The sequence below is a fragment of the Rhodococcus sp. LB1 genome (assembly GCF_001583455.1).
GTDB classification, from domain to species: Bacteria; Actinomycetota; Actinomycetes; order Mycobacteriales; family Mycobacteriaceae; genus Rhodococcus_F; species Rhodococcus_F opacus.
In genome coordinates, this window is sequence record NZ_LTCZ01000148.1 from 17,148 (window position 1) to 41,449 (window position 24,302).

Below are 24,302 nucleotides of genomic sequence, written 5' to 3' on the forward strand. Positions count from 1 at the left end.
ACGTCGGCCGTTCAGTGGACACGGACTTTTCCGTGGACGCAGGGAACTGCCGAGGTAGCACGCTGTATCGATCCGTGCACTACGCCGTTGTCAATGAGAGTCGACATCCGAGAGGAGCCCGGTGCCTGTTCCGTCCCGCCCGCAGTCGGCGTCAGTGGAGGTGAAGGTCACAGACAGCCTTCGCCCCGCCCAGCCGGTCCGTACCACGGTGAGCGCTCTGGCAGCGCTCGCCGGAGCGAGGGTCGAGGCACCCACCGGAACCGCCGAGCACGTGATCGTCACCGGGGTGGATCTCCGCGCCCAGGGGATCATCGAGGGCGATCTGTTCGCGGCCCTTTCCGGGGCCCGCGCGCACGGCGCGGAGTTCGCCGCCGACGCCCTCGCACGCGGCGCGACCGCGATCCTCACCGACGAGGCCGGATTCGAGCTGGTGTCCGCACTGGGCTCCGACATGCCGGTGCTCGTCCACGACGACCCACGGGGCGTTCTCGGTGAGCTGTCCGCCACCATCTACGGCCGACCCTCGGAGAAGATGCAGGTCATCGGCATCACCGGAACGTCGGGGAAGACCACGACCTCGTACCTCGTCGAGGCCGCGCTCACCGCCGCGGGGCGGACGACCGGTCTCGTGGGCACCATCGAGACCCGGATGAGTGGCCGCCGGGTGCCGAGCGCACTGACGACCCCCGAGGCGCCGCAGCTCCACGCCCTGTTCGCCGTGATGCTCGAGCAGGGCATCGACACTGTGGTCATGGAGGTGTCCAGCCACGCGCTGTCGCTCGGCCGCGTCGACGGAGTCCGCTTCGATGTGGGCGCGTTCACGAACCTCTCCCAGGACCACCTGGACTTCCACCGCGACTTCGAGGACTACTTCGCCGCCAAGGCGCGGCTCTTCGCAGCCGATTCGTCCGTGCACGCACAGCACGCCGTCATCTGTGTCGACGACGTGTGGGGGCAGCGGATGGCCGACGTCGCGCGGGGCGCGCACTCGATGGTGACGACGGTGGCCACCACGCCCGAGGCCGAGGGCGCGGTGTGGACGGCGGGCCCGGCGACGGTGTCGCCCTCGGGCTCGCAGACCTTCGCGCTCACCACGGCCGAGGGCACCACACTCGACGTGGAGCTCCGTCTGCCGGGGCAGTACAACGTCGCCAACGCCTCCCTCGCCGTTGCGCTGTGCGCCGCGCTGGGTGTCGATCCGCGCGACGCCGTCGAGGGCATCGCCGGGGTCGACGTGCCGGGCCGGGTGCAGCGGATCGACCGAGGGCAGGACTTCCTCGCCGTCGTCGACTATGCGCACAAGCCTGCAGCGGTCGAGGCCGTGATCGCCACGCTGCGCGAGCAGGTGCACGGCCGCGTCGCCGTCGTCGTGGGTGCGGGCGGCGATCGCGACGCAGGCAAGCGGCCGCTGATGGGCGCCGCGGCCGCCCGCGGAGCCGACCTGCTGATCATCACGGACGACAACCCCCGCACCGAGGATCCGGCGAAGATCAGGGCCGCGGTCCGCGAGGGCGCTCTCGGAGTGCCCGAATCCGAGCGGGGACAGGTGTGGGAAGTAGCGGACCGAGCGAAGGCGATCGCCGACGCCGTCGGCTGGGCGCAGGCAGGCGACGTGGTTCTGGTCGCAGGCAAGGGACACGAGATCGGTCAGGAGATACACGGGGTGAAGTACCCATTTGACGACCGCGACGTACTGGGCGACGCGATCGAGCGACAGGTCGGAGGAGCGCGATGATCCCGATGACACTCGCTCGCATCGCCGAGATCGTGGGCGGCGAACTGCACGACGTCGCCGATCCGTCGGCCGAGGTGACGGGAACGGTCGAGTTCGACTCGCGGAAGGTCACCGCCGGCGGACTGTTCCTCGCACTGCCCGGCGCCCGAGTGGACGGCCACGATCACACGGCCTCGGCGGTCGAGGCCGGTGCGGTCGCGGTCCTGGCGGCACGCCCGGTCGGCGTCCCCGCCGTCGTCGTCACCCCGACACCGAGCGACGTCCCGAGCAAGGCGATGGCACTCGAACACGACACCGACGGATCGGGCGCCGCCGTGCTCGCGGCCCTCGCGAAGCTCGCGCGCGCATCAGTCGACGACCTCACCGCGAAGGGGCTCACCGTCGTCGGCGTCACCGGATCAGCGGGAAAGACGTCGACGAAGGATCTGCTCGCCGCCGTCCTGCGCCCCCTCGGCCCCGTCGTCGCGCCGCCCGGATCGTTCAACAACGAACTCGGCCACCCGTGGACCGCCCTGCGCGCGGACGCGGACACGGGATTCCTGGTTCTGGAGATGTCGGCCCGCGGCCGCGGCCACATCGCCTCCCTCGCGAACATCGCGCCCCCGAAGATCGGGGTCGTCCTCAACGTGGGCACGGCGCACCTCGGCGAATTCGGTTCGCGTGACGCGATCGCCGCCGCCAAGGGCGAACTCGCGGAGTCGCTGCCCTCGGCGGACGACGGTGGCGTCGCGATCCTCAACGCAGACGATCCGCTGGTGGCAGCCATGGCCCCGCGCACGTCGGCCCGGGTGGTCCTCGTCGGCCGGTCGGAGTCCGCGCACGTGCGGGCCACCGACATCGTGCTGGACGAGAAGGCAAGGGCGCGTTTCACTCTCACGGCGCCGGCGGGCAGTGTGTCCGTCGAGCTCGCCGTGCACGGCGAACACCAGGTCGGCAACGCGCTCGCCGCGGCGGCGGTGGCGCTCGAATGCGGGGCGGACCTCCAGCAGATCGCGCAGGCTCTCTCCGATGCCGCCGCCGTCTCGGCCCGCCGGATGGACGTCCGCGACCGGCACGACGGTGTGACCGTCGTCAACGATTCGTACAACGCGAACCCCGACTCGATGCGGGCGGCCCTGAAGGCGCTGGTATCGATGGCCAGGACCGGCCGGGGGGCGGCGCGCCGGAGTTGGGCGGTGCTCGGAGAAATGGCCGAGCTGGGTCCAGAATCAGTGGTCGAACACGACGCCATCGGCAGATTCGCCGTCCGGCTGGACGTGAGCAGGCTGATCATCGTCGGAACGGGCAGGCCCGCCCGCGCGATGCACCAGGGTGCGGTCATGGAAGGTTCGTGGGGTGAGGAGTCGATCCTCGTCCCCGACATCGCCGGTGCGGTCGCATTGCTCGAACAGGAACTGGCGCCGGGTGATCTGGTGCTGGTCAAGGCGTCGCAGTCCATCGGATTGTGGGAGGTTGCGGACACGGTGTTGGCGGGAAGCACGGGACAGAAGGGTTCGGAGGCTACGCGGTGAGACAGATCCTCTTCGCGGCGGGCATCGCGCTCGCCGTCTCGATTCTGCTGACCCCCGTTCTCATCAAGGCCTTCTCCCGTCAGGGGTTCGGCCAGGAGATCCGTGTCGAAGGTCCGGCGAGCCACCAGTCGAAGCGCGGCACCCCGACGATGGGTGGCGTCGCCATCCTCGCCGGACTGTGGGCCGGCTACTGGGGTTCGCACCTGATCGGCATCGGCTACAACGCGGACGGGCCGTCGGCATCGGGACTGCTGGTTCTCGGCCTCACGACGGCGCTCGGCGGGGTCGGGTTCCTCGACGACTTCATCAAGATCCGCAAGCAGCGCAACCTCGGTCTGAACAAGACGGCGAAGCTGGTCGGCCAGCTCATCGCGGCAGTGGCGTTCGGCATTCTCGCGCTGCAGTTCCGGGGCGCGAACGACCTCACGCCGGGCAGCGAGCACCTGTCGTACGTGCGTGACATCGCGACGGTCACGATGGGCTCCGTCGTGTTCGTCGCGTTCTGCTACCTGCTGGTGAGCGCGTGGTCGAACGCGGTCAATCTCACCGACGGCCTCGACGGTCTCGCTGCCGGTTCCATGAGCCTGGTGCTGGGGGCGTACGTGATCATCACGTTCTGGCAGTACCGCAACGCGTGCGAGACGAGTCCCGGCAAGGGCTGCTACGACGTCCGCGATCCGCTCGACCTGGCCCTGATCTGCGCGGCCGGTGCCGGTGCGTGCATCGGATTCCTGTGGTGGAACGCGGCGCCCGCCAAGATCTTCATGGGCGACACCGGTTCGCTGGCACTCGGCGGCATGCTCGCCGGACTGTCGATCACGACGCGCACCGAACTGCTGATGGTCGTGATCGGCGCGCTGTTCGTCGCCGAGGCGGCATCGGTCGTGATCCAGGTCGCGGTGTTCCGGTCGAGCCGAAGACGAGTGTTCCGGATGGCTCCGTTCCACCACCACTTCGAACTCGCCGGGTGGGCGGAAACCACGGTGATCATCCGGTTCTGGTTGCTGGCCGCCATCGCCTCCGCGATCGGGCTCGCGCTGTTCTACAGCGAGTACCTGGCAGCGATCGGGGGCTGACGACGTGGCAGAGGAACACGGCGGGCTCGACTGGTTGCGGGGTCGCAGCGTCCTCGTCGCCGGTGCGGGAGTCTCCGGCCGGGCCACCATCGAACCTCTTCGTGACCTCGGTGCGCTCGTCACCGTCACCGACGCGAACGTCGACGCCCTCGCCGAGTGCGCGCGACTCGGCGCCGCGACCGTCCCGATCGACGATCTGCTCGCCGAGCGGGACCGGGTCGCCGAGTTCGCGCTGGTCGTGACGAGTCCGGGGTTCCGTCCGGACGCGCCGCTGCTCTCGCTCGCCGCCGGGGACGGGGTGCCGATCTGGGGCGACATCGAGTTCTCCTGGCACGTCGACCGGGCCGGGCTCTACGGTCCGCCCCGGCGGTGGCTGGTGGTCACCGGAACCAACGGCAAGACGACGACGACCTCCATGTTGCAGTCCATCCTCGAGGCGGCCGAGCTGCCGAGTCTGGCCTGCGGCAACATCGGGCTTCCGGTACTCGACGCCCTGCGGCAGACCGAACCCCGGGCAGAGGTGCTGGCGGTCGAACTCTCGTCGTTCCAGCTGCACTGGGCGCCGTCGGTCCGGCCGACCGCAGGCGCGATCCTCAACATCGCCGAAGATCATCTGGACTGGCACGGCGGGATGCAGCCGTACATCGATGCGAAGGCCCGCGCCCTGACCGGTGAGGTCGCGGTGCTGGGGCTCGACGACGAAGTCGCGTCCTCTCTCTTCTCCTCGTCCCTCGCAGTCCGGACCCTGGGTTTCCGGCTCGGTGTGCCGGCGTCGGGCGAACTGGGTGTCGAGGACGGGTATCTCGTCGACCGCGCGTTCGGGGACGGCGAGCGGCTGGCTCCGGCCGAGGGGATCACCCCGCCCGGGCCTGCCGGACTGATGGATGCCCTGGCCGCGGCGGCTCTGGCCCGGGCGATCGGAGTTCCGCCGGATGCCGTCGCTGCAGGTCTGGCCGCCCACGTCGTGGGCCCGCACCGAGCGGCACACGTCGCCGACGTCGGGGGAGTGACGTTCGTCGACGACTCCAAGGCCACCAACCCGCACGCCGCCCGCCCGTCGATCCTCGCCCACGAGCGGGTGGTGTGGATCGCCGGTGGTCTGCTGAAGGGTGCGCGGGTCGACGACCTCGTCCGCGAGGTGGCCGGTCGCCTCGCCGGCGCCGTCCTGCTCGGCCGCGATGCGATGCAGATCGCAGAGTCCCTTGCGCGACACGCCCCCGAGGTTCCCGTGGTCACTGTCGAAACGGGAGACGATGCAGGTGTGAGTGCAGTCCCGCAGACCGCGACGCACCGGGTGGTGCTGCCGGCGGACACCGACAGCGACGCCGTGATGGGTGTCGTCGTGCGCGAAGCGGCTGCGCTCGCAACGGCAGGGGATTGCGTCGTCCTGGCGCCCGCGGCGGCCTCGCTCGACATGTTCGACAGTTACGGCCACCGGGGGCGCAGCTTCGCGGACGCCGTCGGCAGGCTCGACGAGTCGGACATCTCCAGGACGCTGCGATGACCTCCGCCGGAGCCCGCACCCGCCGCGTCCCCGAGGGACAGCGGTCCCCGGCCCGCACGGCGGCCGCCCCCGGGGTGGCGAAGCGTGCAGCGTCGAGTCCTCGCACGCGCACGGCACCTCCGCGCGGCCCGCGCACCCGGATCGGGGCCTGGCTGTCGCGGCCTCTGGCGTCGTTCCACCTCGTGGTCACCATCGCGTTTCTGCTGACGGTGCTCGGCCTGGTGATGGTGCTGTCGTCCTCGAGCGTGGAGGCCTACGCCTCCGACGGTTCGGCGTACACCCTCTTCACCCGGCAGGCGCTGTTCGCGGCTCTCGGACTCGGCCTGTTCTACGCGGCGCTGCAGATCCCGGTCCGGGTGATGCGCGCCCTGTCGTTCCCGGCCTTCGCGGTCACGATCATCCTGCTGGTCCTGGTCCTCATACCCGGCATCGGCACCGTGTCCCAGGGCACCCGGGGCTGGTTCGTCGTCGCGGGATTCTCGTTGCAGCCCGCCGAGCTCACGAAGATCGCGCTGGCAGTGTGGGGTGCGCACATCCTGGCGTCGCGGCGCAGCGACATCTCCAGTATCCGGGACATGCTCGTTCCGCTGGTGCCGGCCGCGCTCGTCGCGTTCGTCCTGATCATCCTGCAGCCCGACCTCGGAACGACGGTCTCGCTGGCCATCATCCTGATGGCGCTGCTGTGGTTCGCCGGCCTGCCGCTGAAGCTGTTCATCGCGATCGTCGGCACCGGCTTCGGCGGAATCGTGATCCTCGCGCTCACCGCCGGCTACCGCTCCGCTCGCGTGCGCGAGTTCCTCAATCCCGGTTCCGACCCGCAGGGCATCGGGTACCAGTCGCGGCAGGCGATGTATTCGCTCGCCGACGGCGGGATCCTCGGGCGAGGGCTGGGGCAGAGCCGCGCGAAGTGGAGCTACCTGCCGAACGCCCACAACGACTTCATCTTCGCGATCATCGGCGAGGAGCTCGGATATCTCGGCGGCGCCGCCGTGCTCGGCTTGTTCGGACTGTTCGTGTACACGGGCCTGCGCATCGCGGCCCGATCCGCCGACCCGTTCCTGCGCCTGCTCACCGGAACGGCGACGGTGTGGATCACCGGACAGGCGTTCATCAACGTCGGATACGTGATCGGGCTGCTGCCCGTCACCGGCCTGCAGTTGCCGCTGGTGTCGGCCGGCGGAACGTCGACGGCCACCACTTTGTTCATGTTCGGCCTCGTCGCCAACGCGGCGCGGCACGAACCGGAGGCGGTCGCCGCGCTGCACTCCGGACAGGACGGCCCGTTCGGTCGTCTCCTGCGGCTCCGCAAGCCGGAGGCGTATTCGCCGGTGCGGGCCGACGCGGCACGCGCCGAGGCCGTGCGCCGCGCCGAGGCCCGCCGGCGGGCCGGTCGCGAGATGGCCCCACGGACCCGCAGCGTCACATACGAGAAGGGCCGCCCCGAACGCGGCAAGGGCCGCACCCCCGAACGAGGTGCACGTCAACAGCGAAGCTCGGGTGGCCGAGCAGGAGAGCGAGGATTTCGTAGGTGAACGGCGACAAGTCCACCCTGTCGGTGATCGTGGCCGGTGGTGGTACCGCCGGGCACATCGAACCGGCTCTGGCAGTGGCCGATGCGATCAAGGCGATCGACGACACCGCGGTGGTGACCGCTCTCGGTACGGCGCGTGGCCTCGAAACCACCCTGGTTCCCGAGCGGGGCTACCCGCTCGAGCTCATACCGCCGGTTCCGCTGCCCCGTAAACCCACCCTCGACCTGCTGCGGCTTCCCGGCCGGGTGCGCGCGTCGGTGCGCCGCACCCGCGAGGTGCTCGACGCGACCGGTGCCGACGTCGTCGTCGGATTCGGCGGGTACGTCGCGCTGCCGGCCTATCTGGCGGCCGGCCCCGGACTGCTCCGCCGCCGGCGTCGCATTCCGATCGTGGTGCACGAGGCGAACGCCAGCGCGGGGATCGCGAACAAGATCGGTGCCCGCCGCGCCGCCCGGGTCCTGGCCGCGGTCGCTGGTTCCGGAGTCTCCGCACGCGGCCGCTCGGACGCGGAGATCCTCGGGATCCCGGTCCGGGCGTCGATCACCGGTCTCGACCGGGCGGCCCTGCGGGCGGAGGCGCGCGCACACTTCGGGCTCCCCGCCGACGGTCCCGTGCTGCTCGTGTTCGGCGGTTCGCAGGGCGCGCGGTCGCTCAACGAGGCCGTGTCGGGCGCGGCCGAGTCGCTCGCTGCGGCCGGTGTGGCCGTCCTCCACGCGCACGGACCGAAGAACACGCTCGACGTTCCCGCGACACCGGGCGGCCCGCCGTACGTGGCCGTTCCCTACCTGTCGCGGATGGACCTCGCGTATTCGGCCGCGGACGCGGTGATCTGCCGGTCGGGAGCGATGACGGTGGCGGAGGTGTCGGCGGTGGGACTTCCCGCGGTATACGTGCCGCTGCCCCACGGCAACGGGGAGCAGGAACTGAACGCGCGACCGGTGGTCGCGGCCGGAGGTGGAATGATTGTCGCCGACGGAGACCTGTCCGCCGGATTCGTCGCGGAGACCGTGATCCCTCTGCTGCGCGACCCCGCACAGCTCGAGGACATGGGACGACGTGCGGCCGGCGCGGGTCACCGCAGCGCAGCCACCGAGGTTGCGCGGATCGTGCTCGACGTGGCCGCGCTGACAAGGGGAACCCGATGACCGACCTGCCCGCGGAGTTGGAACGTGTCCACATGGTCGGGATCGGCGGCGCCGGAATGTCCGGAATCGCGCGGATCCTGCTGGCCAGGGGTGGGCAGGTGTCCGGATCGGACGCCAAGGAGAGCCGCGGCGTCCTCGCGCTGCGCGCCCGCGGCGCGCACGTCCGCATCGGCCACGACGCCGGCGCGCTCGACCTGCTGCCCGGCGGCCCGACGGTCGTGGTCACCACGCACGCCGCCATCCCGAAGGACAACCCGGAACTCGTGGAGGCGGCCCGGCGCGGGATACCCGTGATCCTGCGACCCGCGGTGCTGGCCTCGCTGATGCAGGGGCACCGCACCCTGCTGGTGTCGGGCACCCACGGCAAGACGTCGACCACGTCGATGCTGGTGGTGGCGCTGCAACACTGCGGTTTCGATCCGTCGTTCGCAGTTGGCGGCGAACTCAACGAGGCCGGAACCAACGCCCACCACGGCAGCGGCGACGTGTTCGTCGCGGAGGCCGACGAGAGCGACGGTTCGCTGCTCCAGTACGAACCGGACGTCGTCGTCGTCACGAACGTCGAAGCCGACCACCTCGACTACTTCGGCAGCACCGAGGCGTACATCCAGGTGTTCGACGATTTCGCGGCACGTCTGTCGCCCGGCGGTCTGCTCGTCTCCTGTCTCGACGATCCGGGGTCCGCGGCGCTCGCGCAGCGGGTGGCGGCGCGGGGACTGCCCGGTGTGCGGGTGCTGGGATACGGCAGCGCCGAGAACGCCGACGGGGCCTTCGCACCTGTCGACGGCGTCGAGGTCGGCGCGCGACTGCTGAGCTTCGAGGCCCGGGACGTCGGCGGAGTCCTGCAGTTCCAGCTGGCCGGCGAGCAGTCGCCGAGGACGGTCCGGATGGGTGTGCCCGGCAGGCACATGGCGCTCAACGCGCTGGCCGCTCTCCTCGCCGCCCGGGAAGCCGGCGCCGACGTGGACGAGATCCTCGAAGGCATTGCCGGATTCGGGGGAGTGCACCGCCGGTTCCAGTTCACCGGCCGCGAGCACGGGGTCCGCGTGTTCGACGACTACGCGCATCACCCCACGGAGGTGCGCGCCGTGCTCGGCGCCGCCGCCGATCTGGTGCGCCAGCCCCACGAGGCCGACCGTCGCGAATCCGAGGACTCGGTGCGCAGCGGCAAGGTCATCGTGGTGTTCCAGCCCCACCTGTACTCCCGTACAGCAACATTCGCGGAAGAATTCGGGCACGCGCTCGACCTCGCCGACGAGGTCGTGGTCCTCGACGTGTACGGCGCGCGGGAAGAACCGCTCCCGGGCGTCAGCGGCGCCCTGGTCGCGCTGTCGGTGTCGAAGCCGGTGCACTACCAGCCCGACCTGTCGCAGGCGCCGCGGCAGGTCGCGGCACTCGCGACCCCCGGGGACGTGGTGATCACCATGGGTGCCGGTGACGTGACGATGCTCGGCAACCAGATCCTCGACGCTCTGCGTGCGGCTCCGCACCACCACCCGTCGCGATGACGCGGGAGCGTCGGGGCCGGTCCGAGCGGCCGGACCGCCCTGTCCGCCGCGACGTCCAGAGCAGTCCGCGGCCGGGGCGTGCGGCCGGTGCCCGCGCGACGGCGAGCGATCGGACGTCCTCGCGCCGGCGCACCTCGACGGTCACCGACCCCGGAACACGGCGCACCCGCGAATCGGCTTCGGCGGCACGGAAGTCCGCGGCGGCGGAGACGCCGCGGCGGCCGTGGTACCGGCGGCCGGCGGTGATGGGCGTCGTCGGTGTCGTCGTGGTCGTGGCGCTCGGTCTCGTCGCCTGGTTCACGCCGCTGCTGTCGGTGCGGGAGACGGACGTCGCGGGGGCGACGTCGATCTCCGAGGAGCAGATTCGCCAGGTGCTGGCGGTGCCGCAGGGGCAGCCGTTGCTGCGTGTCGACACGGAGGGCGCGGCTCAGCGGGTCGCCGCGATCCCGAAGGTGGCGTCCGCGCGCGTCCAGCGGGTGTACCCGTCCACCATCCGGGTCACGGTAACCGAGCGGGTGCCCGTCGTGTTCGTCGACAGCCCCGGCGGTACCCATCTTCTCGACGTGGAGGCCGTGGATTACGAGATCGCACCGCCGCCGCCCGGGGTGCCGCGTCTGGTGACGGAGACGCCGGGGTGGGGCGACCCGTCGACGGAGGCGGCGATCGAGGTGCTGGAGTCGATGCCGCCTCAGCTCCGTGGTCAGGTGGGACAGGTTGCGGCGAAGTCGATTTCGGATATCTCGGTGACGCTGCTCGACGGCCGGACCGTGGTGTGGGGCGGCACGGAGAAGTCCGAGCGCAAGGCTGCGGTCACGTTGCCGCTGCTCACTCAGCCCGGGCAGACGTACGACGTGTCGAGTCCCGACCTGCCGACGGTGCGGTGAGGGGTCGTGACCCGGATGCGAAAGAGTTGCGGGCGAGTTCGTCAAATAACTCGGCGCGTCTCGGCGCGCCTAATGGCGTATCCGTATGGCGGTGCATAGCGTTTCGCTCTAGTCGAGCAGCACTTGACATAACCGTAACCCTATGGTTGAGGTTGAGGGTTCAGGCTGGACTGATCTGTACGAAAGCGTGATACACACTCATGGAAGGCGAGAGCCGATGACGCCCCCGCACAACTACCTCGCCGTAATAAAGGTCGTCGGCATCGGCGGCGGCGGCGTGAACGCAGTCAACCGGATGATCGAGCAGGGACTCAAGGGAGTCGAGTTCATTGCCGTCAACACCGACGCGCAAGCGCTGCTGATGAGTGACGCCGACGTCAAGCTCGACGTCGGCCGGGAACTCACCCGCGGGCTCGGAGCCGGCGCGGATCCCGAAGTCGGCCGCAAGGCCGCAGAAGACCACAAGGACGAGATCGAGGAAGTCCTCAAGGGTGCCGACATGGTGTTCGTGACCGCAGGCGAGGGCGGCGGCACGGGTACCGGTGGCGCACCGGTCGTGGCGAGTATCGCGCGCAAGCTCGGAGCCCTCACCGTCGGTGTCGTCACCCGCCCCTTCTCCTTCGAGGGCAAGCGCCGCGGCGGCCAGGCCGACACCGGCATCCAGTCGCTGCGTGAATCGTGCGACACCCTCATCGTGATCCCGAACGACCGCCTCCTGCAGCTCGGCGACGCCGCAGTCAGCCTCATGGACGCGTTCCGCAGCGCCGACGAGGTCCTGCTCAACGGTGTCCAGGGCATCACCGACCTCATCACCACCCCCGGTCTGATCAACGTCGACTTCGCCGACGTCAAGGGCGTCATGTCCGGCGCAGGTAGCGCGCTGATGGGCATCGGATCCTCGCGCGGCGAGGGCCGGGCCATCAAGGCCGCGGAATCGGCGATCAACTCCCCGCTGCTCGAGGCGTCGATGGAGGGTGCGCGCGGCGTGCTGCTCTCGATCGCCGGTGGCAGCGACCTCGGCCTGTTCGAGATCAACGAGGCCGCGTCGCTGGTGCAGGAAGCTGCCCACATCGACGCGAACATCATCTTCGGCACCGTCATCGACGATTCGCTCGGCGACGAGGTGCGGGTCACCGTCATTGCCGCCGGGTTCGACGGCGGCGCCCCCGCCCGTCGGCCGGTCGAGTCGGGCGCTGCCGGTCGCAGTGCCATCGGTGCCGGGCGGGCGGGCGAGGTCGGACAGCAGGCCGAGCAGCAGCACAGCGAGCCGATGTCGGTGACCCGCGAGACGATCAGCTCCCACCAGAGCCCGAGCAGTCTGCCGCCGCTTCCGGGAAACGGTCAGTCCCGCGCGGTGCCGGTGTCCGACGAGGAGGGTGAAGACGAAGTCGACGTGCCCTCCTTCATGCGTCGTTGAGTTCGTCGTCCGCCCCCGATTTCAGGGTTCGCCGGGTCGTCACCACCCGTGCCGGAGGACACTCCGTCGCACCGTACGACACGTTCAACCTCGGTGATCACGTCGGCGACGATCCGGCCGCGGTGGAGGCGAACCGGCGTCGGCTGGCCGACAGCATCGGCGTGGCCTTCGACCACCTGGTCTGGATGGAGCAGATCCACAGTCGCAACGTGACCGTGGTCGACGGGCCCACCGACGTGCCGGTTCCCGCCACGGACGCGCTGGTGACGACGGTGCCGGGGCTCGCACTCGCGACCCTCAGCGCCGACTGCGTCCCGGTGCTGCTGTCCGACGACGAGGCCGGGGTGATCGCCGCCGTCCACGCCGGCCGGATCGGCGCCCGCATCGGCATCGTTCCGCGGGTGCTCGACGTCATGGTCGAGCAGGGGGCGCGGGTCGACCGGATCGGCGCGTTCCTGGGTCCGGCGGCGAGCGGCCGACAGTACGAGGTCCCCGCGGCGATGCAGGCGGACGTCGAGAAATTCCTTCCCGGCAGCGCCATCCGCACCGTCAAGGGGACCCCCGGCCTCGACCTGCGGGCCGGTCTGCGGAAGCAACTGCTCGACGCGGGTGTCGCGGGAGTGGCGGAGGATCCGCGCTGCACCATCGAGGACCAGACGCTGTTCAGTCATCGCCGGCAGGCCCCGACCGGTCGGCTCGCGGCGGTGATCTGGATGGATACTGGGCAAGACAGCATGTGACGACGGCCGCCGGTGGGCGGCGAGGATTCGGTGTGGGAGTGGAAACGATGGGCAGGGTCGGGGAGATCGAGGCTGCGCTGGGCGCTGTGCGCGCACGGCTCGACGCGGCGTGCCGGGACGCCGGCCGCGACCCCGCGGAGGTGTCGCTGCTGCCCGTCACCAAGTTCTTCCCCGAATCCGACGCGCGGATCCTGTACGACCTCGGGTGCCGCGAATTCGGGGAGTCACGTGAGCAGGAGGCCACGGCCAAGATTGCGGAGTTCCGGACCGCGGTGACGGATCCGTCGGTGCGGTGGCACATGATCGGGCACCTCCAGCGCAACAAGGCGAAGGCCGTCGCGCACTGGGCGTACGCCATCCACTCGGTGGACAGCGAACGACTCGTCGGCGCCCTCGGCCGGGCGGCGACCACGGCTCTCGAGGCGGGGGAGCGGCCCGAGCCGCTGCGGGTGCTGCTGCAGGTCAGTCTGGACGGCGATCCGCAGCGCGGCGGTGCCGCGATCGACGACCTCGAACATCTTGCCGCGCAGGTGCAGTCGTCGCCGGGACTCGAATACCGCGGGCTGATGGCGGTTCCGCCGATCGACGCCGACCCCGACGCGGCGTTCGAGGAACTGGAGAAGATTCACGCGCGGCTCCGGCGCGACCATCCGGATGCGACGGACCTCTCAGCGGGCATGACGAATGATCTCGAGCACGCTGTCCGACACGGGTCGACGTGCGTGCGTGTCGGAACCGCGCTGTTGGGTTCGAGGCCTATAACCTCGAAATAGATCGCCCAGGTGATCGCCAACCCGTCCACACCGCTGCGACCGGTCGCAGTTGGATCCTGTCCGCCGCGCCAAGGAAGGTCGATCAATGAGCAGTCTGCACAAGTTCAAGGCTTACTTCGGCATGGTTCCCCTCGACGACTACGAGGACGAGTACCTGGACGAGCCGGAACCTGCGCGCAGGCCCGCTCGACCGGCGCGTGACAGTGGACGTGATCCATACCTCGACCGTGACGACCGTGACTTCGTGGAGCCGGCCTTCAGCAAGGCCGCCTACGCTCCCGGCCGCCGGGACGACCTCGACGACGACTTCGACCGGTACGACCCCCCTCGGCACTCGTCCCGGGTCGAACCCGTGGCCGTCCGGTCGGCCCGTCCCAGTGCGAGCGGTGCTGTGCGCGGCAGCACCCGTGGCGCGCTGGCCGTCGACACGCGGTCCGAGCGGGTGGAGAGTCGTCGCGGACCCCTCTTCGACGAAGGGGGCCCGCTGTCCAAGATCACTACGCTGCGGCCCCGCGACTACGGGGAGGCCCGGACCATCGGCGAGCGGTTCCGTGACGGCACCCCCGTCATCATGGACCTCGTCGAGATGAGCAACGCCGACGCCAAGCGCCTCGTCGATTTCGCCGCCGGGCTGGCATTCGCGCTGCGCGGGTCCTTCGACAAGGTGGCCACGAAGGTGTTCTTGCTCTCACCCGCAGACATCGACGTGTCCGCCGAGGAGCGTCGCCGCATCGCGGAAACCGGCTTCTACAGCCAGAAGTAAACCGGGGAGCGGGGGAAACGACCATCGGGATCCGAACGTCCGAAACGGCGCGGGCCGCGGCGGCTGTGGCGAAGAAAGCCCTGGCCACGCGGCTCGTTTTGATCGGCCGGACATTCTCAGGCAGAGTGAAGGTGTGGCCTTGTTCTCGGTGATCTACTTGATACTGTTTGTCTTTTGGCTGCTACTCATCGGCAGAATCATTGTCGAGTTCGTACGGACCTTCGCACGAGACTGGCGGCCAACCGGCGTCGTGGTCGTCATTCTCGAAGCGATTTTTACGGTCACCGATCCACCGGTCAAACTGCTCCGGCGGTTGATCCCCCCGATCAATCTCGGTGGGGTGCGGTTGGATCTATCCATCATGGTCTTGCTGTTCATCGTCTTCATCCTGATGTCGATCGTTCAGGGACAAGCGCGTGCCACGGGTCTGGTGTGACAGAATGGACCCCATTGATCCAGTCTTGTTTCACCGTTACGTAGACTGCGCTGTAACTGAATGCTTGCTAGACCGCCAAATGACGCGTGAAGGGATCCTTCCATGCCGCTGACTCCCGCTGATGTGCACAATGTCGCGTTCAGCAAGCCACCGATCGGTAAGCGGGGCTACAACGAAGACGAAGTCGATGCGTTTCTCGACCTCGTCGAGCAAGAGTTGTCGCGCCTGATCGAGGAGAACGCCGACCTTCGGCAGCGAGTAGGGGAGCTCGACAAGGAGCTCGCCGATGCGAAGAAGGCTCCACGCCCCGCGTCCGCGGCGCAGACTCCCGCTCCCAAGGCGGAGCCGGCTCGCGTCGTCGAGCAGCCCAAGGCTCCCGCGCCGGCACCGGCTCCCGCCGCTGCGGCTGCGGCCGCTCCCGCACAGGGCGCCGACGCTCACATGCAGGCCGCCAAGGTTCTGGGTCTCGCCCAGGAGATGGCGGACCGCCTCACGAGTGACGCGAAGACGGAGTCCGAGCAGCTGCTCGGCAATGCGCGCACCAACTCGGAGCAGCTGGTCAGCGATGCGCGGACCCGTTCCGAGACGATGATCGCGGATGCTCGCCAGAAGTCGGAAGCACTGATCACCGACGCTCAGACCCGTTCCGAGACCCAGCTGCGCCAGGCCAAGGAGAAGGCCGACGCGCTGCAGGCGGACGCGGAGAAGAAGCACACCGAGATCATGGCGACGATCAACCAGCAGCGTTCCGTGCTGGAGGGTCGCATCGAGCAGCTCAAGACGTTCGAGCGCGAATACCGTGTGCGCCTGAAGTCGTACCTGGAGTCGCAGCTCGAGGAACTGGAGCAGCGGGGATCCGCGGTTCCGGTGGACGGCGGTCAGGATTCGTTCGCGCAGGGTGGATCGCAGTCCAATTACAGCCAGTCCTACGCCAAGGGCAATAGCTGACTGAGCGCGCGGTAGTTGCCCAGCCAGCGGCCCGGATAGAGGTTGAGCCGTGCTGGTCGTGACACTCGCTCTTGCAGCGGTGGGGTTCGCTCTCCTGGTGGTGGCTCTCATGACCGGTTCGGTCGTGTGGGCCTGGGGATGCATCGTAGTGTGCGTCGCCGGAGCGGTCCTGCTGCTCGTCAGCGCCCTCGCGGGCAAGAAGGCGGCGGTCGTGCCGGGGCAACCCGCGAGCGGTGTCCCCGGTGAACGCGGTCCCGCACGGGACGCGGACACGGGGCCCGGACCCGACGAGGGCGACTGAGCTGCCGCACGCCGGTGGCGGCTAGACTGCATTCAGCGAATAAATCAGTAACCGAGTTTCGCGGCGACGATCCGGCCATCACCGGGGAGCCTTCGGAAGAACGGCCGGTACGCCGGCTCAGTAGAACCGAACGGGTGGGCCCGTCACAGCCCGGCACCGAGAGGCGCCCTCCGGGGTGCAAGCGGGGTGGTACCGCGGTGGTGACGCAGGAGGCGTCTCCGTCGTCCCCGTGCCGAGTACGTCAGGCACGAGGAGATCGCGGTGACCGACACCAGCAACGTGACCAGCAGCAACGAGTCCTACCCCAAGGTCGACTACGGCGTCTCCCAGGATGCGGGTGTCCGGTTCCCCCAGATCGAGCAGCGTGTGCTGGCCGGCTGGGACGAGGACGACACCTTCCGGGCATCGGTCGCCCAGCGTGACGACGCCCCCGAATTCGTGTTCTACGACGGTCCGCCGTTCGCGAACGGTCTCCCGCACTACGGCCATCTCCTGACGGGGTACGTCAAGGACCTGATCCCGCGGTTCCAGACCATGCGCGGCAACAAGGTCGAGCGCCGATTCGGCTGGGACTGCCACGGACTGCCCGCCGAACTCGAGGCGGAGAAGCAGCTCGGCATCAAGGACAAGTCCGAGATCGACGTCATGGGTCTCGAGAAGTTCAACGAGTACTGCAAGTCCTCCGTGCTGCGGTACACGGACGAGTGGCGCGACTACGTCACCCGTCAGGCCCGGTGGGTCGACTTCGACAACGATTACAAGACCCTGGACCTCGACTTCATGGAGTCGGTCATGTGGGCGTTCAAGGAACTGTTCGACAAGGGCCTGATCTACCAGGGCTTCCGTGTGCTGCCGTACAGCTGGTACGAGCAGACGCCGCTGTCGAACCAGGAGACCCGGCTCGACGACGCGTACAAGATGCGCCAGGATCCCGCCGTCACGGTCGACATGCCGCTGCACGGTGAGGGCCCGCTCGACGGCGCCAACGCGATCATCTGGACCACCACGCCGTGGACGCTGCCGTCCAACCTCGCTGTCGCGGTGCACCCGGACATCGACTACGTCCAGGTGACGGGCGCCGACGGCAAGCGCTACGTGCTCGCCAAGGATCGGCTGGGGCACTATGCCCGCGAACTCGGCGAGGCTCCCGAGGTGCTGTCCGAGCACAAGGGTTCGGACCTCGTCGGGCTCCGTTACGACCCGCCGTTCGACTTCTTCGTCGGTCACGAGAACGCGCACCGCGTCATCTCCGCCGACTATGTCACCACCGAGTCCGGTACCGGAATCGTCCACCTCGCACCGGCTTTCGGTGAAGAGGACATGGAGTACTGCACGGCGAACGGAATCGAGATCGTGCAGCCGCTCGACCCGGGCGGCAAGTTCACGGCGATGGTGCCGCCCTACGAGGGTCTCCAGGTGTTCGACGCGAACCCCGTGATCATCAAGGACCTCAAGGCTGCTGGAAAGTTGCTGCGGCACGAGACGATCGAGCACTCGTACCCGCACAGCTGGCGCAGCGGGCAGCCGCTGATCTACATGGCGGTCCCGTCGTGGTTCGTCGCGGTCACCAAGTTCCGCGACCGCATGGTCGAGTTGAACCAGGACATCACGTGGGTGCCCGAGCACATCCGCGACGGACAGTTCGGCAAGTGGCTCGAGGGCGCCCGCGACTGGAACATCAGCCGCAACCGGTACTGGGGCAGCCCGATTTCGGTGTGGGTGTCCGACGACCCGGCGTACCCGCGCACGGACGTGTACGGCTCGCTCGACGAACTCGAGCGCGACTTCGGGGTGCGGCCGACGGATCTGCACCGGCCGATGATCGACGACCTGGTGCGCCCGAACCCCGACGACCCCACCGGGAAGTCGATGATGCGGCGCGTGCCCGAGGTCCTCGACTGCTGGTTCGAGTCCGGGTCGATGCCGTACGCGCAGGTGCACTACCCGTTCGAGAACCGTGAATGGTTCGACGGTCACTTCCCGGGCGATTTCATCGTCGAGTACAACGGCCAGACCCGCGGCTGGTTCTACACGCTGCACGTGCTGGCGACGGCGCTGTTCGATCGTCCCGCTTTCAAGACCGTTGCGGCCCACGGCATCGTCCTGGGCGAAGACGGACTGAAGATGAGCAAGTCCAAGGGCAACTACCCGGACGTGAAGGAGGTGTTCGAGCGGGACGGTTCGGACGCCATGCGCTGGTTCCTCATGTCCTCGCCGATCCTCCGCGGCGGGAACCTCGTCGTCACCGAACAGGGCATCCGCGAGGGTGTCCGGCAGGCGCTGCTGCCGCTGTGGAACGCGTGGAGCTTCCTGCAGCTGTACGCGCCGACGTCCGGTGAGTGGCGCACGGATTCGACGAACGTCCTGGACCGGTACATCCTCGCGAAGCTGGCCGGAACCCGGGACGCCATCACCGGCGCGCTCGAGACGAACGACATCGCCGGGGCGTGCGACGAACTGCGCACGTTCTGCGACGCGCTGACGAACTGGTATGTGCGGCGGTCGCGTTCGCGCTTCTGGGACGAGGACAAGGACGCCGTCGACACCCTCCACACGGTGCTCGAGGTCGTCACCCGGCTCGCCGCTCCGTTGCTGCCGCTGGTCAGTGAGGTGATCTGGCGGGGGCTCACCGGCGGACGGTCCGTGCATCTCGCGGACTGGCCCGCCCAGGGTGAGCTGCCGGCGGATGCGGAGTTGGTGTCGGCGATGGACGAGGTCCGGTCGGTGTGCTCGACGGTGCTGGGACTGCGCAAGGCCCAGAACCTCCGGGTGCGGCTGCCGCTGCCCGAGGTGACGGTCGCGTCCGACGACGCGGAGCGCCTGCGCCCGTACCTGGGTCTCATCGCCGACGAGGTGAACGTCAAGAAGGTCGACCTCACCACCGACGTGGACGTGCACGGCCGGTTCGAGCTCGTCGTCAACGCCCGCGCCGCGGGGCCGCGCCTGGGCAAGGACGTGCAGACCGTCATCAAGGCCGTGAAGGCCGGTGACTGGTCGGAGAATTCGGACGGAGTCGTCGTCGCGGCGGGGATCGAGTTGCTGCCGGAGGAGTACACGCAGCGGCTGGTCGCCGCCGAGCCGGAGTCGACGGCAGCCCTGCCCGACGGGGCCGGACTGGTCGTCCTGGACTCGGCGGTCACCGAGGAACTGGAAGCCGAGGGGTGGGCGAAGGACCGTATCCGCGAGTTGCAGGACGCGCGGCGCGCCGCCGGGCTCGAGGTGTCCGATCGGATCACCGTCGTCCTCGACGTGCCCGCGGAACGGCGGGACTGGGCGCTCGCGCACCGGGAGCTGATCGCGGGCGAGATCCTCGCCGTCGAGCTGGAACTGGCCGAGGCGCCGGGCGACGCCGTCGAACTCGGTGAGGGTGTGCGGGCGGCGATCGCCAAGGCATGACCTGTCGGACCGGGCGGGTATTTTGCACCAGGTGAGTCGTCGGTGGGTGTTGCACCTCGACATGGACGCGTTCTTCGCGTCGGTCGAGCAGCTCACCCGGCCGACGCTCCGCGGCCGCCCGGTTCTCGTCGGTGGTCTCGGCGGACGCGGTGTCGTCGCCGGGGCCAGCTACGAGGCGCGGGTTTTCGGCGCGCGTTCGGCCATGCCGATGCATCAGGCGCGCAGGCTGGTGGGTCCGGGCGCAGTGGTGCTGCCGCCGCGGGGCCGCCTCTACGGCATGTTGAGCAAGTCCGTGTTCGACGCTCTCCGCGGCCCGATGCCGGTGCTCGAGCAACTGTCGATGGACGAGGCGTTCGGCGAACCCACCGAGCTGGCCGGGGCGGATGCGGCCACGGTGCAACGCTATTGCGAGGGACTGCGCGCCCTGGTGCTCGGGGAGACGGGACTGGTCGCGTCCATCGGCGCCGGGTCGGGCAAGCAGGTGGCCAAGATCGCCTCCGGTCTGGCCAAACCCGACGGGATCACGGTGATCCCGCCGGACGAGCAGCATGCCGTGCTGGACGAGCTTCCGGTGCGGAAGCTGTGGGGCATCGGCCCGGTCGCCGAGGAGAAGCTGAAGCGGCTCGGCATCGAGACCATCGGTGGGTTCGCGCGGACTCCGGAATCGGAGGTGGCATCCATTCTGGGCACCACGGTCGGACCGGGCCTGCACCGGCTGGCGCAGGGCATCGACAATCGGCCGGTCGCCGAACGCGCCGAGTCCAAACAGGTCAGTGCGGAGACGACTTTCGCCACCGACATCGTCACGATGGCGGAGTTGCGGGGTGCCGTCGAGTCGAGCGCGGCGTCCGCGTTCGTGCGCCTGCAAAAGGACGGCCGGGCCGCGCGGACGGTGGTGCTGAAGCTGAAGAAGGCGGACATGAGCATCGTGACGCGGTCGGTCACGCTGCCCTACGCGACCCTCGACCGTCAGATCCTCGTCGCGGCGGCACAGCGGCAGGTGATCGATCCGCTCGAACTCGGGCCGGTACGTCTGGTCGGGGTGGGATTCGCCGGACTGTCGACGGTCCGCCAGGGCTCGCTGTTCCCCGAACTGGACCTGGACGTCCCGGGTTATCAGGAGTCGAAGATCACGGAGGCGGGCCCCGACGACGGCCTCTCCGCGCCCGCTCCCGCACCCGCCCGGGCGATCGACACCCGGTGGCATCCCGGTCTCGACGTGACGCACCCGGACTTCGGCCACGGCTGGGTGCAGGGGGCCGGCCACGGTGTCGTGACCGTCCGATTCGAAACGCGCACAACGGGTCCGGGGAAGGCGCGGACCTTCAAGGAGGACGACGTGCAACTCGAACGGGCCGATGTGGAAGGCTCGCTCGAGTGACCGGACCCACCGCCCGGACGAAGGAGTGGAGACCGGCTCCACGAGAAGGTAGCCTCGGGCGCTGATGCTTACCCTTGGGTAATGTTGGCCCGGGTAGCGATAGATGCTCAGATCGTCCGAGAACGAACACCGAGAATGAAGAGGTTATTGAGTTGAAGCTTCGTAAGATCACGGTTGCCGGAGTAGCAATCGCCGCAGCCCTCACGATGTCCGCGTGTGGCTCCGACGAGAGCGACACGGCGACCAAGACCACGACGACGACTTCCGCAGCTGCCGAGACCTCGGAAGCCATCGAGGTGCCCACCGCGGCCGATCTCAACGCGCTTCTGGTGCAGGGCCTCGATCCGGCCACGCCGCTCGAGGTCAAGTCCGCCATGGTCGAGGGTTCGGAGCAGGATCCGGAGCTCATCAACCAGGTCGCCGCCGCCGCCAAGGCCAACAACGCGGAGGTCACCGTTCTCGACCCGGTCATCGACAACGGTGACGGCACCGCCAGCGGCCAGCTGCAGCTGACCGTCAACGGCCAGGTCCAGCAGGGTGGCGTTCCGGCCATCTTCGTTCCCGGCGAGAACGGAACGTGGAAGCTGTCGAAGATCACCGCATGCCAGATCGTGTCGCTCGCGCAGCTGACGTCGCCTGCATGCCCCGCCTGATTCCAGGCCGAACCGCGCGGTCCTGACGGATCGCCGCGTTCTCGCACCGATGCCGGTGTCCCCTCGGGGACACCGGCATCGGTCGTTCGTGGCCGGTCGGTTCAGCCGGCAGGGGCGGGCGCGAGCTTCGATACGGCGGTGCTCGTCAGGTCGTCGAAGACGCCGGCGTCGATCGGGTCCTGGCCCGTCGCGACCAGTTGGGTGACGGTGCTCCCGACGACGACCACCACCACGTCCGAGACCAGACTGACGCCCTCGCTGGTGGTGACGAGCCGAAACGCCACCGACGCGTCACCGGCGGGCTGCTGCTCGCGGCCGCCGACCCGGTACTGCACCTGCACGCCGTCGGCGTCCGTGCCGGTGTACTCGGTGCATCCCGCCAGCCGGTCCTGCACCGCCGCGAAGGCCTGGGATGCGTCGGCACCGGTGCCGTAGCTCGCCGCGTCCTGGTCGATGGTGGCGAAGTCCGGGCCGGTGAACCAGCCGGACGCCGACGCCACCGCGCCCGCACGCTGATCCGCGACGGGCGACAGCACCGCGCCGCATTCCGTGGGATCCGTGCTCGACTTGTCGGAGTCCGCCGACTCCGACGCCGGAGGCAGCCCCAGATCGTCCTCGGGGTCGGGCACGGGGGTGAATCCGACGGGAAGGTCGCCGACGTCGAGGAGCGCCGCCTTCAGTGCGGCCGGATCGGCGAACGGTGTGCCCGCCGCGTCCGGTGCTGCGGTCACCGCCGGTCCGAGCGGCGCAAGTGAGGCGGTGCCGCCGGCGTCGCCGGACGCGTTCGACGAGCACGCCGACAGCGCGAGCACGGCGAACAGGGAGCAGGAGGCGGCGACGGGTCCGCGGCGCATCAGGAACCCCACCGGACCGAGTTCGACGTGGTCTGGTGCAAGCGGGTGGCGCCGTCGGGGTCGCTGTACTCCTGGTCGCCGCCCACGGTCACCGTCCCGGCGACGGGCAGCGGCAGGCCGAGGTCGACGGTCATGGTGCCCGAACCGTGCATCACGTACTGGTCGACGTTCAGCGTGCCTGCCTCCCCGGGCAGCTCCCACACGGGGGACTTCGGCTTCTGGTCGATCGTGTAGTCGACGGTGAGGCGGTTGCCGTCCCGGGCGGTCAGGGTGGCCACGGTGGTCTGGTCGAGGGCGATGCCGCTCATCACCTGCTGTCGGATCGTCCACTGCGCGCCCACACCGACGGGCTCCGCCGGAAACGGGACCGTGCGATACACGGCCTGGTAGAACGCCTGCTCGATCGCGGAGCGCGCGATGTCCTGGGCTTCGGCGTCCGGACGCAGTCGCAGCGCGGTGATCGCACCGGTGGGGTCGACCGTGAAGCCGGCGCCCGAACCGGCGCTGGCTTCGAGCGCGCTGCCGAGGCGGTCGTCGGGGCTGGTGACGTCACCGAGCGTGAGGTCGACGGTGGTGCCGCCGTCCGTGTCGTCGGTGGCCTGCCCGACGGCGGCGGTGAGGGGGAGTGTGATCTCGGGTGAGGAGAAGTCCTGGGCGGGCTGGTCGTCGATCTGCTGGAACACCTGCGCGCCGGTGGTCAACTGCACCTGCTGCGTGACCCCCACCGGCGGTCTGCGCTGGATCACCTCGCGCGGCTCCTCGCCGGGCTGGATCAGTTCGACGGTGGTCGCGGAGATCGGGACGGTCACTTCGGCGGGAGTGGACGTGGACCCTGCGGGGTTCGACTCCGAGGGGTCGCCGTCACCTCCGCACCCGGCGGTCAGGGCGACCAGGGAGAGGGTTGCGGCGAGTAGGCAGAATCCGGGTCGCAGAGCTTTCGAGAACAGTGGCACGCCCCCAGGTTAGTGCGCGCGGGAGCGCGTGAACGGAGGCTTGCCTCCGTAGTGGATGATGAACGGGTGAGTCAAGACCCCACGGCAGAGAACGAGACCGACGCAGAAGACCGAAACGACGGTGACACGTCCGGCACCGCAGCGCCCCGGCCGGTGAAGCATCAGCGCAGGCTGCTCCTGTTCGTGATCGCCGGTGCCGTCCTGGCGACGGACCTGCTGACGAAGATCCTCGCCGTCGCCAACATCGAGCCCGGCCGGCCGGTCTGGCTGATCGGGGACATCGTCTCGCTGCGGCTCGTGCGCAACCCGGGTGCGGCGTTCTCCATGGCCACCGGCATGACGTGGCTGCTCACGCTCGTCGCCGTGGGTGTGGTGATCGGCGTCGTCCGCATCGGCCGCACGCTGCGGTCGCCGTGGTGGGCGCTCGGTCTGGGGCTGGTACTCGGGGGCGCCCTCGGCAACCTCGTCGACCGGTTCTTCCGGGCGCCGGGAGTGATGCAGGGTCACGTCGTCGATTTCGTGTCCGTCGGCTGGTGGCCGGTGTTCAACGTGGCAGATTCCGGCATCGTGTGCGGTGCGATCCTGCTCGTCGTGCTCACACTCATAGGGCTGGAACCGGACGGAACACGTAAGGGGGTAGAGAAGTGAGGGAAACACGGTCGATGCCGGTCCCGGACGGGCTCGAATCGATGAGGGTCGACGCCGGCCTCGCTCGACTGCTCGGTCTGTCGCGCACCGCGGTGGCTCAGCTCACCGAGGAAGGTTCGGTGCTCGTCGACGGCGCACCCGTCG

The 24,302-nt window shown here is 69.3% G+C and carries 21 protein-coding genes and 1 pseudogene; 20 read left to right on the forward strand and 2 right to left on the reverse strand.

The genetic code is table 11. From position 1 onward, the window contains the following. Positions 1-121 precede the first annotated feature (121 nt). The 18 genes from AZG88_RS21095 (at position 122) to AZG88_RS21180 (ending at position 21,703) form a co-directional block, all read left to right on the forward strand. Positions 122-1,735 (forward strand): UDP-N-acetylmuramoyl-L-alanyl-D-glutamate--2,6-diaminopimelate ligase, encoded by a 1,614-nt coding sequence (locus tag AZG88_RS21095; protein ID WP_061698842.1) that lies wholly within the window; start codon positions 122-124, stop codon positions 1,733-1,735. Further along, positions 1,732-3,246 carry a UDP-N-acetylmuramoyl-tripeptide--D-alanyl-D-alanine ligase gene (locus AZG88_RS21100; protein WP_061698843.1) on the forward strand — a complete coding sequence of 505 codons (1,515 nt, stop codon included), beginning with the start codon at positions 1,732-1,734 and terminating at the stop codon, positions 3,244-3,246. The genes AZG88_RS21095 and AZG88_RS21100 overlap by 4 nt, the downstream gene beginning before the upstream one ends. After that, positions 3,243-4,322, forward strand: a complete 1,080-nt coding sequence (mraY, locus tag AZG88_RS21105) for a phospho-N-acetylmuramoyl-pentapeptide-transferase (protein ID WP_005247625.1) — start codon at positions 3,243-3,245, stop codon at positions 4,320-4,322. The genes AZG88_RS21100 and mraY overlap by 4 nt, the downstream gene beginning before the upstream one ends. 4 nt (positions 4,323-4,326) lie before the next feature. Beyond that, positions 4,327-5,826, forward strand: coding sequence for a UDP-N-acetylmuramoyl-L-alanine--D-glutamate ligase (gene murD / locus AZG88_RS21110; RefSeq protein ID WP_025432874.1), 1,500 nt, complete (start codon positions 4,327-4,329; stop codon positions 5,824-5,826). Beyond that, entirely contained in the window at positions 5,823-7,358 is a 1,536-nt protein-coding gene (gene ftsW / locus AZG88_RS21115; protein ID WP_061698846.1) for a putative lipid II flippase FtsW, read from the forward strand. The genes murD and ftsW overlap by 4 nt, the downstream gene beginning before the upstream one ends. After that, positions 7,355-8,503, forward strand: a complete 1,149-nt coding sequence (murG, locus tag AZG88_RS21120) for an undecaprenyldiphospho-muramoylpentapeptide beta-N-acetylglucosaminyltransferase (protein ID WP_005247177.1) — start codon at positions 7,355-7,357, stop codon at positions 8,501-8,503. Before ftsW ends, murG begins: the two co-directional genes overlap by 4 nt. Beyond that, complete coding sequence (gene murC / locus AZG88_RS21125; RefSeq protein ID WP_025432872.1) at positions 8,500-10,011, forward strand: UDP-N-acetylmuramate--L-alanine ligase; 1,512 nt, start codon at positions 8,500-8,502, stop codon at positions 10,009-10,011. The genes murG and murC overlap by 4 nt, the downstream gene beginning before the upstream one ends. Beyond that, positions 10,008-10,895 carry a cell division protein FtsQ/DivIB gene (locus AZG88_RS21130; protein WP_231914116.1) on the forward strand — a complete coding sequence of 296 codons (888 nt, stop codon included), beginning with the start codon at positions 10,008-10,010 and terminating at the stop codon, positions 10,893-10,895. The genes murC and AZG88_RS21130 overlap by 4 nt, the downstream gene beginning before the upstream one ends. A 217-nt stretch (positions 10,896-11,112) precedes the next feature. Then, a complete protein-coding gene (ftsZ, locus tag AZG88_RS21135; protein ID WP_005247614.1) occupies positions 11,113-12,312 on the forward strand; it encodes a cell division protein FtsZ in 1,200 nt (399 codons plus the stop codon). Continuing rightward, positions 12,309-13,052, forward strand: coding sequence for a peptidoglycan editing factor PgeF (gene pgeF, locus AZG88_RS21140; protein ID WP_061044199.1), 744 nt, complete (start codon positions 12,309-12,311; stop codon positions 13,050-13,052). Before ftsZ ends, pgeF begins: the two co-directional genes overlap by 4 nt. 38 nt (positions 13,053-13,090) lie before the next feature. Beyond that, complete coding sequence (locus AZG88_RS21145; RefSeq protein ID WP_025432870.1) at positions 13,091-13,825, forward strand: YggS family pyridoxal phosphate-dependent enzyme; 735 nt, start codon at positions 13,091-13,093, stop codon at positions 13,823-13,825. Positions 13,826-13,910: 85 nt separating this feature from the next. Further along, positions 13,911-14,588 carry a cell division protein SepF gene (locus AZG88_RS21150; RefSeq protein WP_025432869.1) on the forward strand — a complete coding sequence of 226 codons (678 nt, stop codon included), beginning with the start codon at positions 13,911-13,913 and terminating at the stop codon, positions 14,586-14,588. 133 nt (positions 14,589-14,721) lie between these two features. Continuing rightward, positions 14,722-15,024 (forward strand): YggT family protein, encoded by a 303-nt coding sequence (locus tag AZG88_RS21155; protein ID WP_005247609.1) that lies wholly within the window; start codon positions 14,722-14,724, stop codon positions 15,022-15,024. Between the two features lie 102 nt (positions 15,025-15,126). Then, positions 15,127-15,972 carry a DivIVA-like cell division protein Wag31 gene (gene wag31 / locus AZG88_RS21160; RefSeq protein ID WP_005247608.1) on the forward strand — a complete coding sequence of 282 codons (846 nt, stop codon included), beginning with the start codon at positions 15,127-15,129 and terminating at the stop codon, positions 15,970-15,972. Positions 15,973-16,021: 49 nt separating this feature from the next. Continuing rightward, complete coding sequence (locus tag AZG88_RS21165; RefSeq protein ID WP_005247607.1) at positions 16,022-16,273, forward strand: hypothetical protein; 252 nt, start codon at positions 16,022-16,024, stop codon at positions 16,271-16,273. A 261-nt stretch (positions 16,274-16,534) separates the two neighbouring features. Continuing rightward, complete coding sequence (gene ileS / locus AZG88_RS21170) at positions 16,535-19,669, forward strand: isoleucine--tRNA ligase (protein ID WP_061698848.1); 3,135 nt, start codon at positions 16,535-16,537, stop codon at positions 19,667-19,669. 31 nt (positions 19,670-19,700) lie between these two features. Beyond that, on the forward strand, positions 19,701-21,050 hold the full coding sequence (locus AZG88_RS21175) for a DNA polymerase IV (protein WP_442971730.1): 1,350 nt from the start codon (positions 19,701-19,703) through the stop codon (positions 21,048-21,050). 152 nt (positions 21,051-21,202) lie between these two features. Beyond that, positions 21,203-21,703, forward strand: coding sequence for a hypothetical protein (locus AZG88_RS21180; RefSeq protein ID WP_005247603.1), 501 nt, complete (start codon positions 21,203-21,205; stop codon positions 21,701-21,703). 101 nt (positions 21,704-21,804) lie between these two features. Here the strand turns inward: AZG88_RS21180 and AZG88_RS21185 are convergent, their stop codons facing one another. Next, the gene (locus AZG88_RS21185) at positions 21,805-22,557 is read right to left on the reverse strand and encodes a sensor domain-containing protein (protein WP_005247601.1); all 753 of its coding nucleotides are present in this window, start codon (positions 22,555-22,557) and stop codon (positions 21,805-21,807) included. Continuing rightward, complete coding sequence (locus AZG88_RS21190; RefSeq protein ID WP_005247600.1) at positions 22,557-23,510, reverse strand: hypothetical protein; 954 nt, start codon at positions 23,508-23,510, stop codon at positions 22,557-22,559. The genes AZG88_RS21185 and AZG88_RS21190 overlap by 1 nt, the downstream gene beginning before the upstream one ends. Positions 23,511-23,561: 51 nt before the next feature. Here AZG88_RS21190 and lspA point away from each other — a divergent pair, with 51 nt between their 5' ends. Together lspA and AZG88_RS51870 are read left to right on the forward strand one after the other, a co-directional pair. After that, the gene (gene lspA / locus AZG88_RS21195) at positions 23,562-24,158 is read left to right on the forward strand and encodes a signal peptidase II (RefSeq protein WP_179443385.1); all 597 of its coding nucleotides are present in this window, start codon (positions 23,562-23,564) and stop codon (positions 24,156-24,158) included. Continuing rightward, positions 24,155-24,302: pseudogene (locus AZG88_RS51870) on the forward strand (RluA family pseudouridine synthase); the annotation flags it as partial. The gene lspA and the pseudogene AZG88_RS51870, both read left to right, overlap by 4 nt.

Bases quoted from the DNA above. Each gene is read 5' to 3' on its own strand.
- wag31 (WP_005247608.1), top strand. From the start codon at position 15,127: ATGCCGCTGACTCCCGCTGATGTGCACAATGTCGCGTTCAGCAAGCCA.
- murC (WP_025432872.1), top strand. From the start codon at position 8,500: ATGACCGACCTGCCCGCGGAGTTGGAACGTGTCCACATGGTCGGGATC.
- AZG88_RS21100 (WP_061698843.1), top strand. From the start codon at position 1,732: ATGATCCCGATGACACTCGCTCGCATCGCCGAGATCGTGGGCGGCGAA.
- ftsZ (WP_005247614.1), top strand. From the start codon at position 11,113: ATGACGCCCCCGCACAACTACCTCGCCGTAATAAAGGTCGTCGGCATC.
- AZG88_RS21130 (WP_231914116.1), top strand. From the start codon at position 10,008: ATGACGCGGGAGCGTCGGGGCCGGTCCGAGCGGCCGGACCGCCCTGTC.
- ftsW (WP_061698846.1), top strand. From the start codon at position 5,823: ATGACCTCCGCCGGAGCCCGCACCCGCCGCGTCCCCGAGGGACAGCGG.
- AZG88_RS21150 (WP_025432869.1), top strand. From the start codon at position 13,911: ATGAGCAGTCTGCACAAGTTCAAGGCTTACTTCGGCATGGTTCCCCTC.
- AZG88_RS21185 (WP_005247601.1), bottom strand. From the start codon at position 22,557: ATGCGCCGCGGACCCGTCGCCGCCTCCTGCTCCCTGTTCGCCGTGCTC.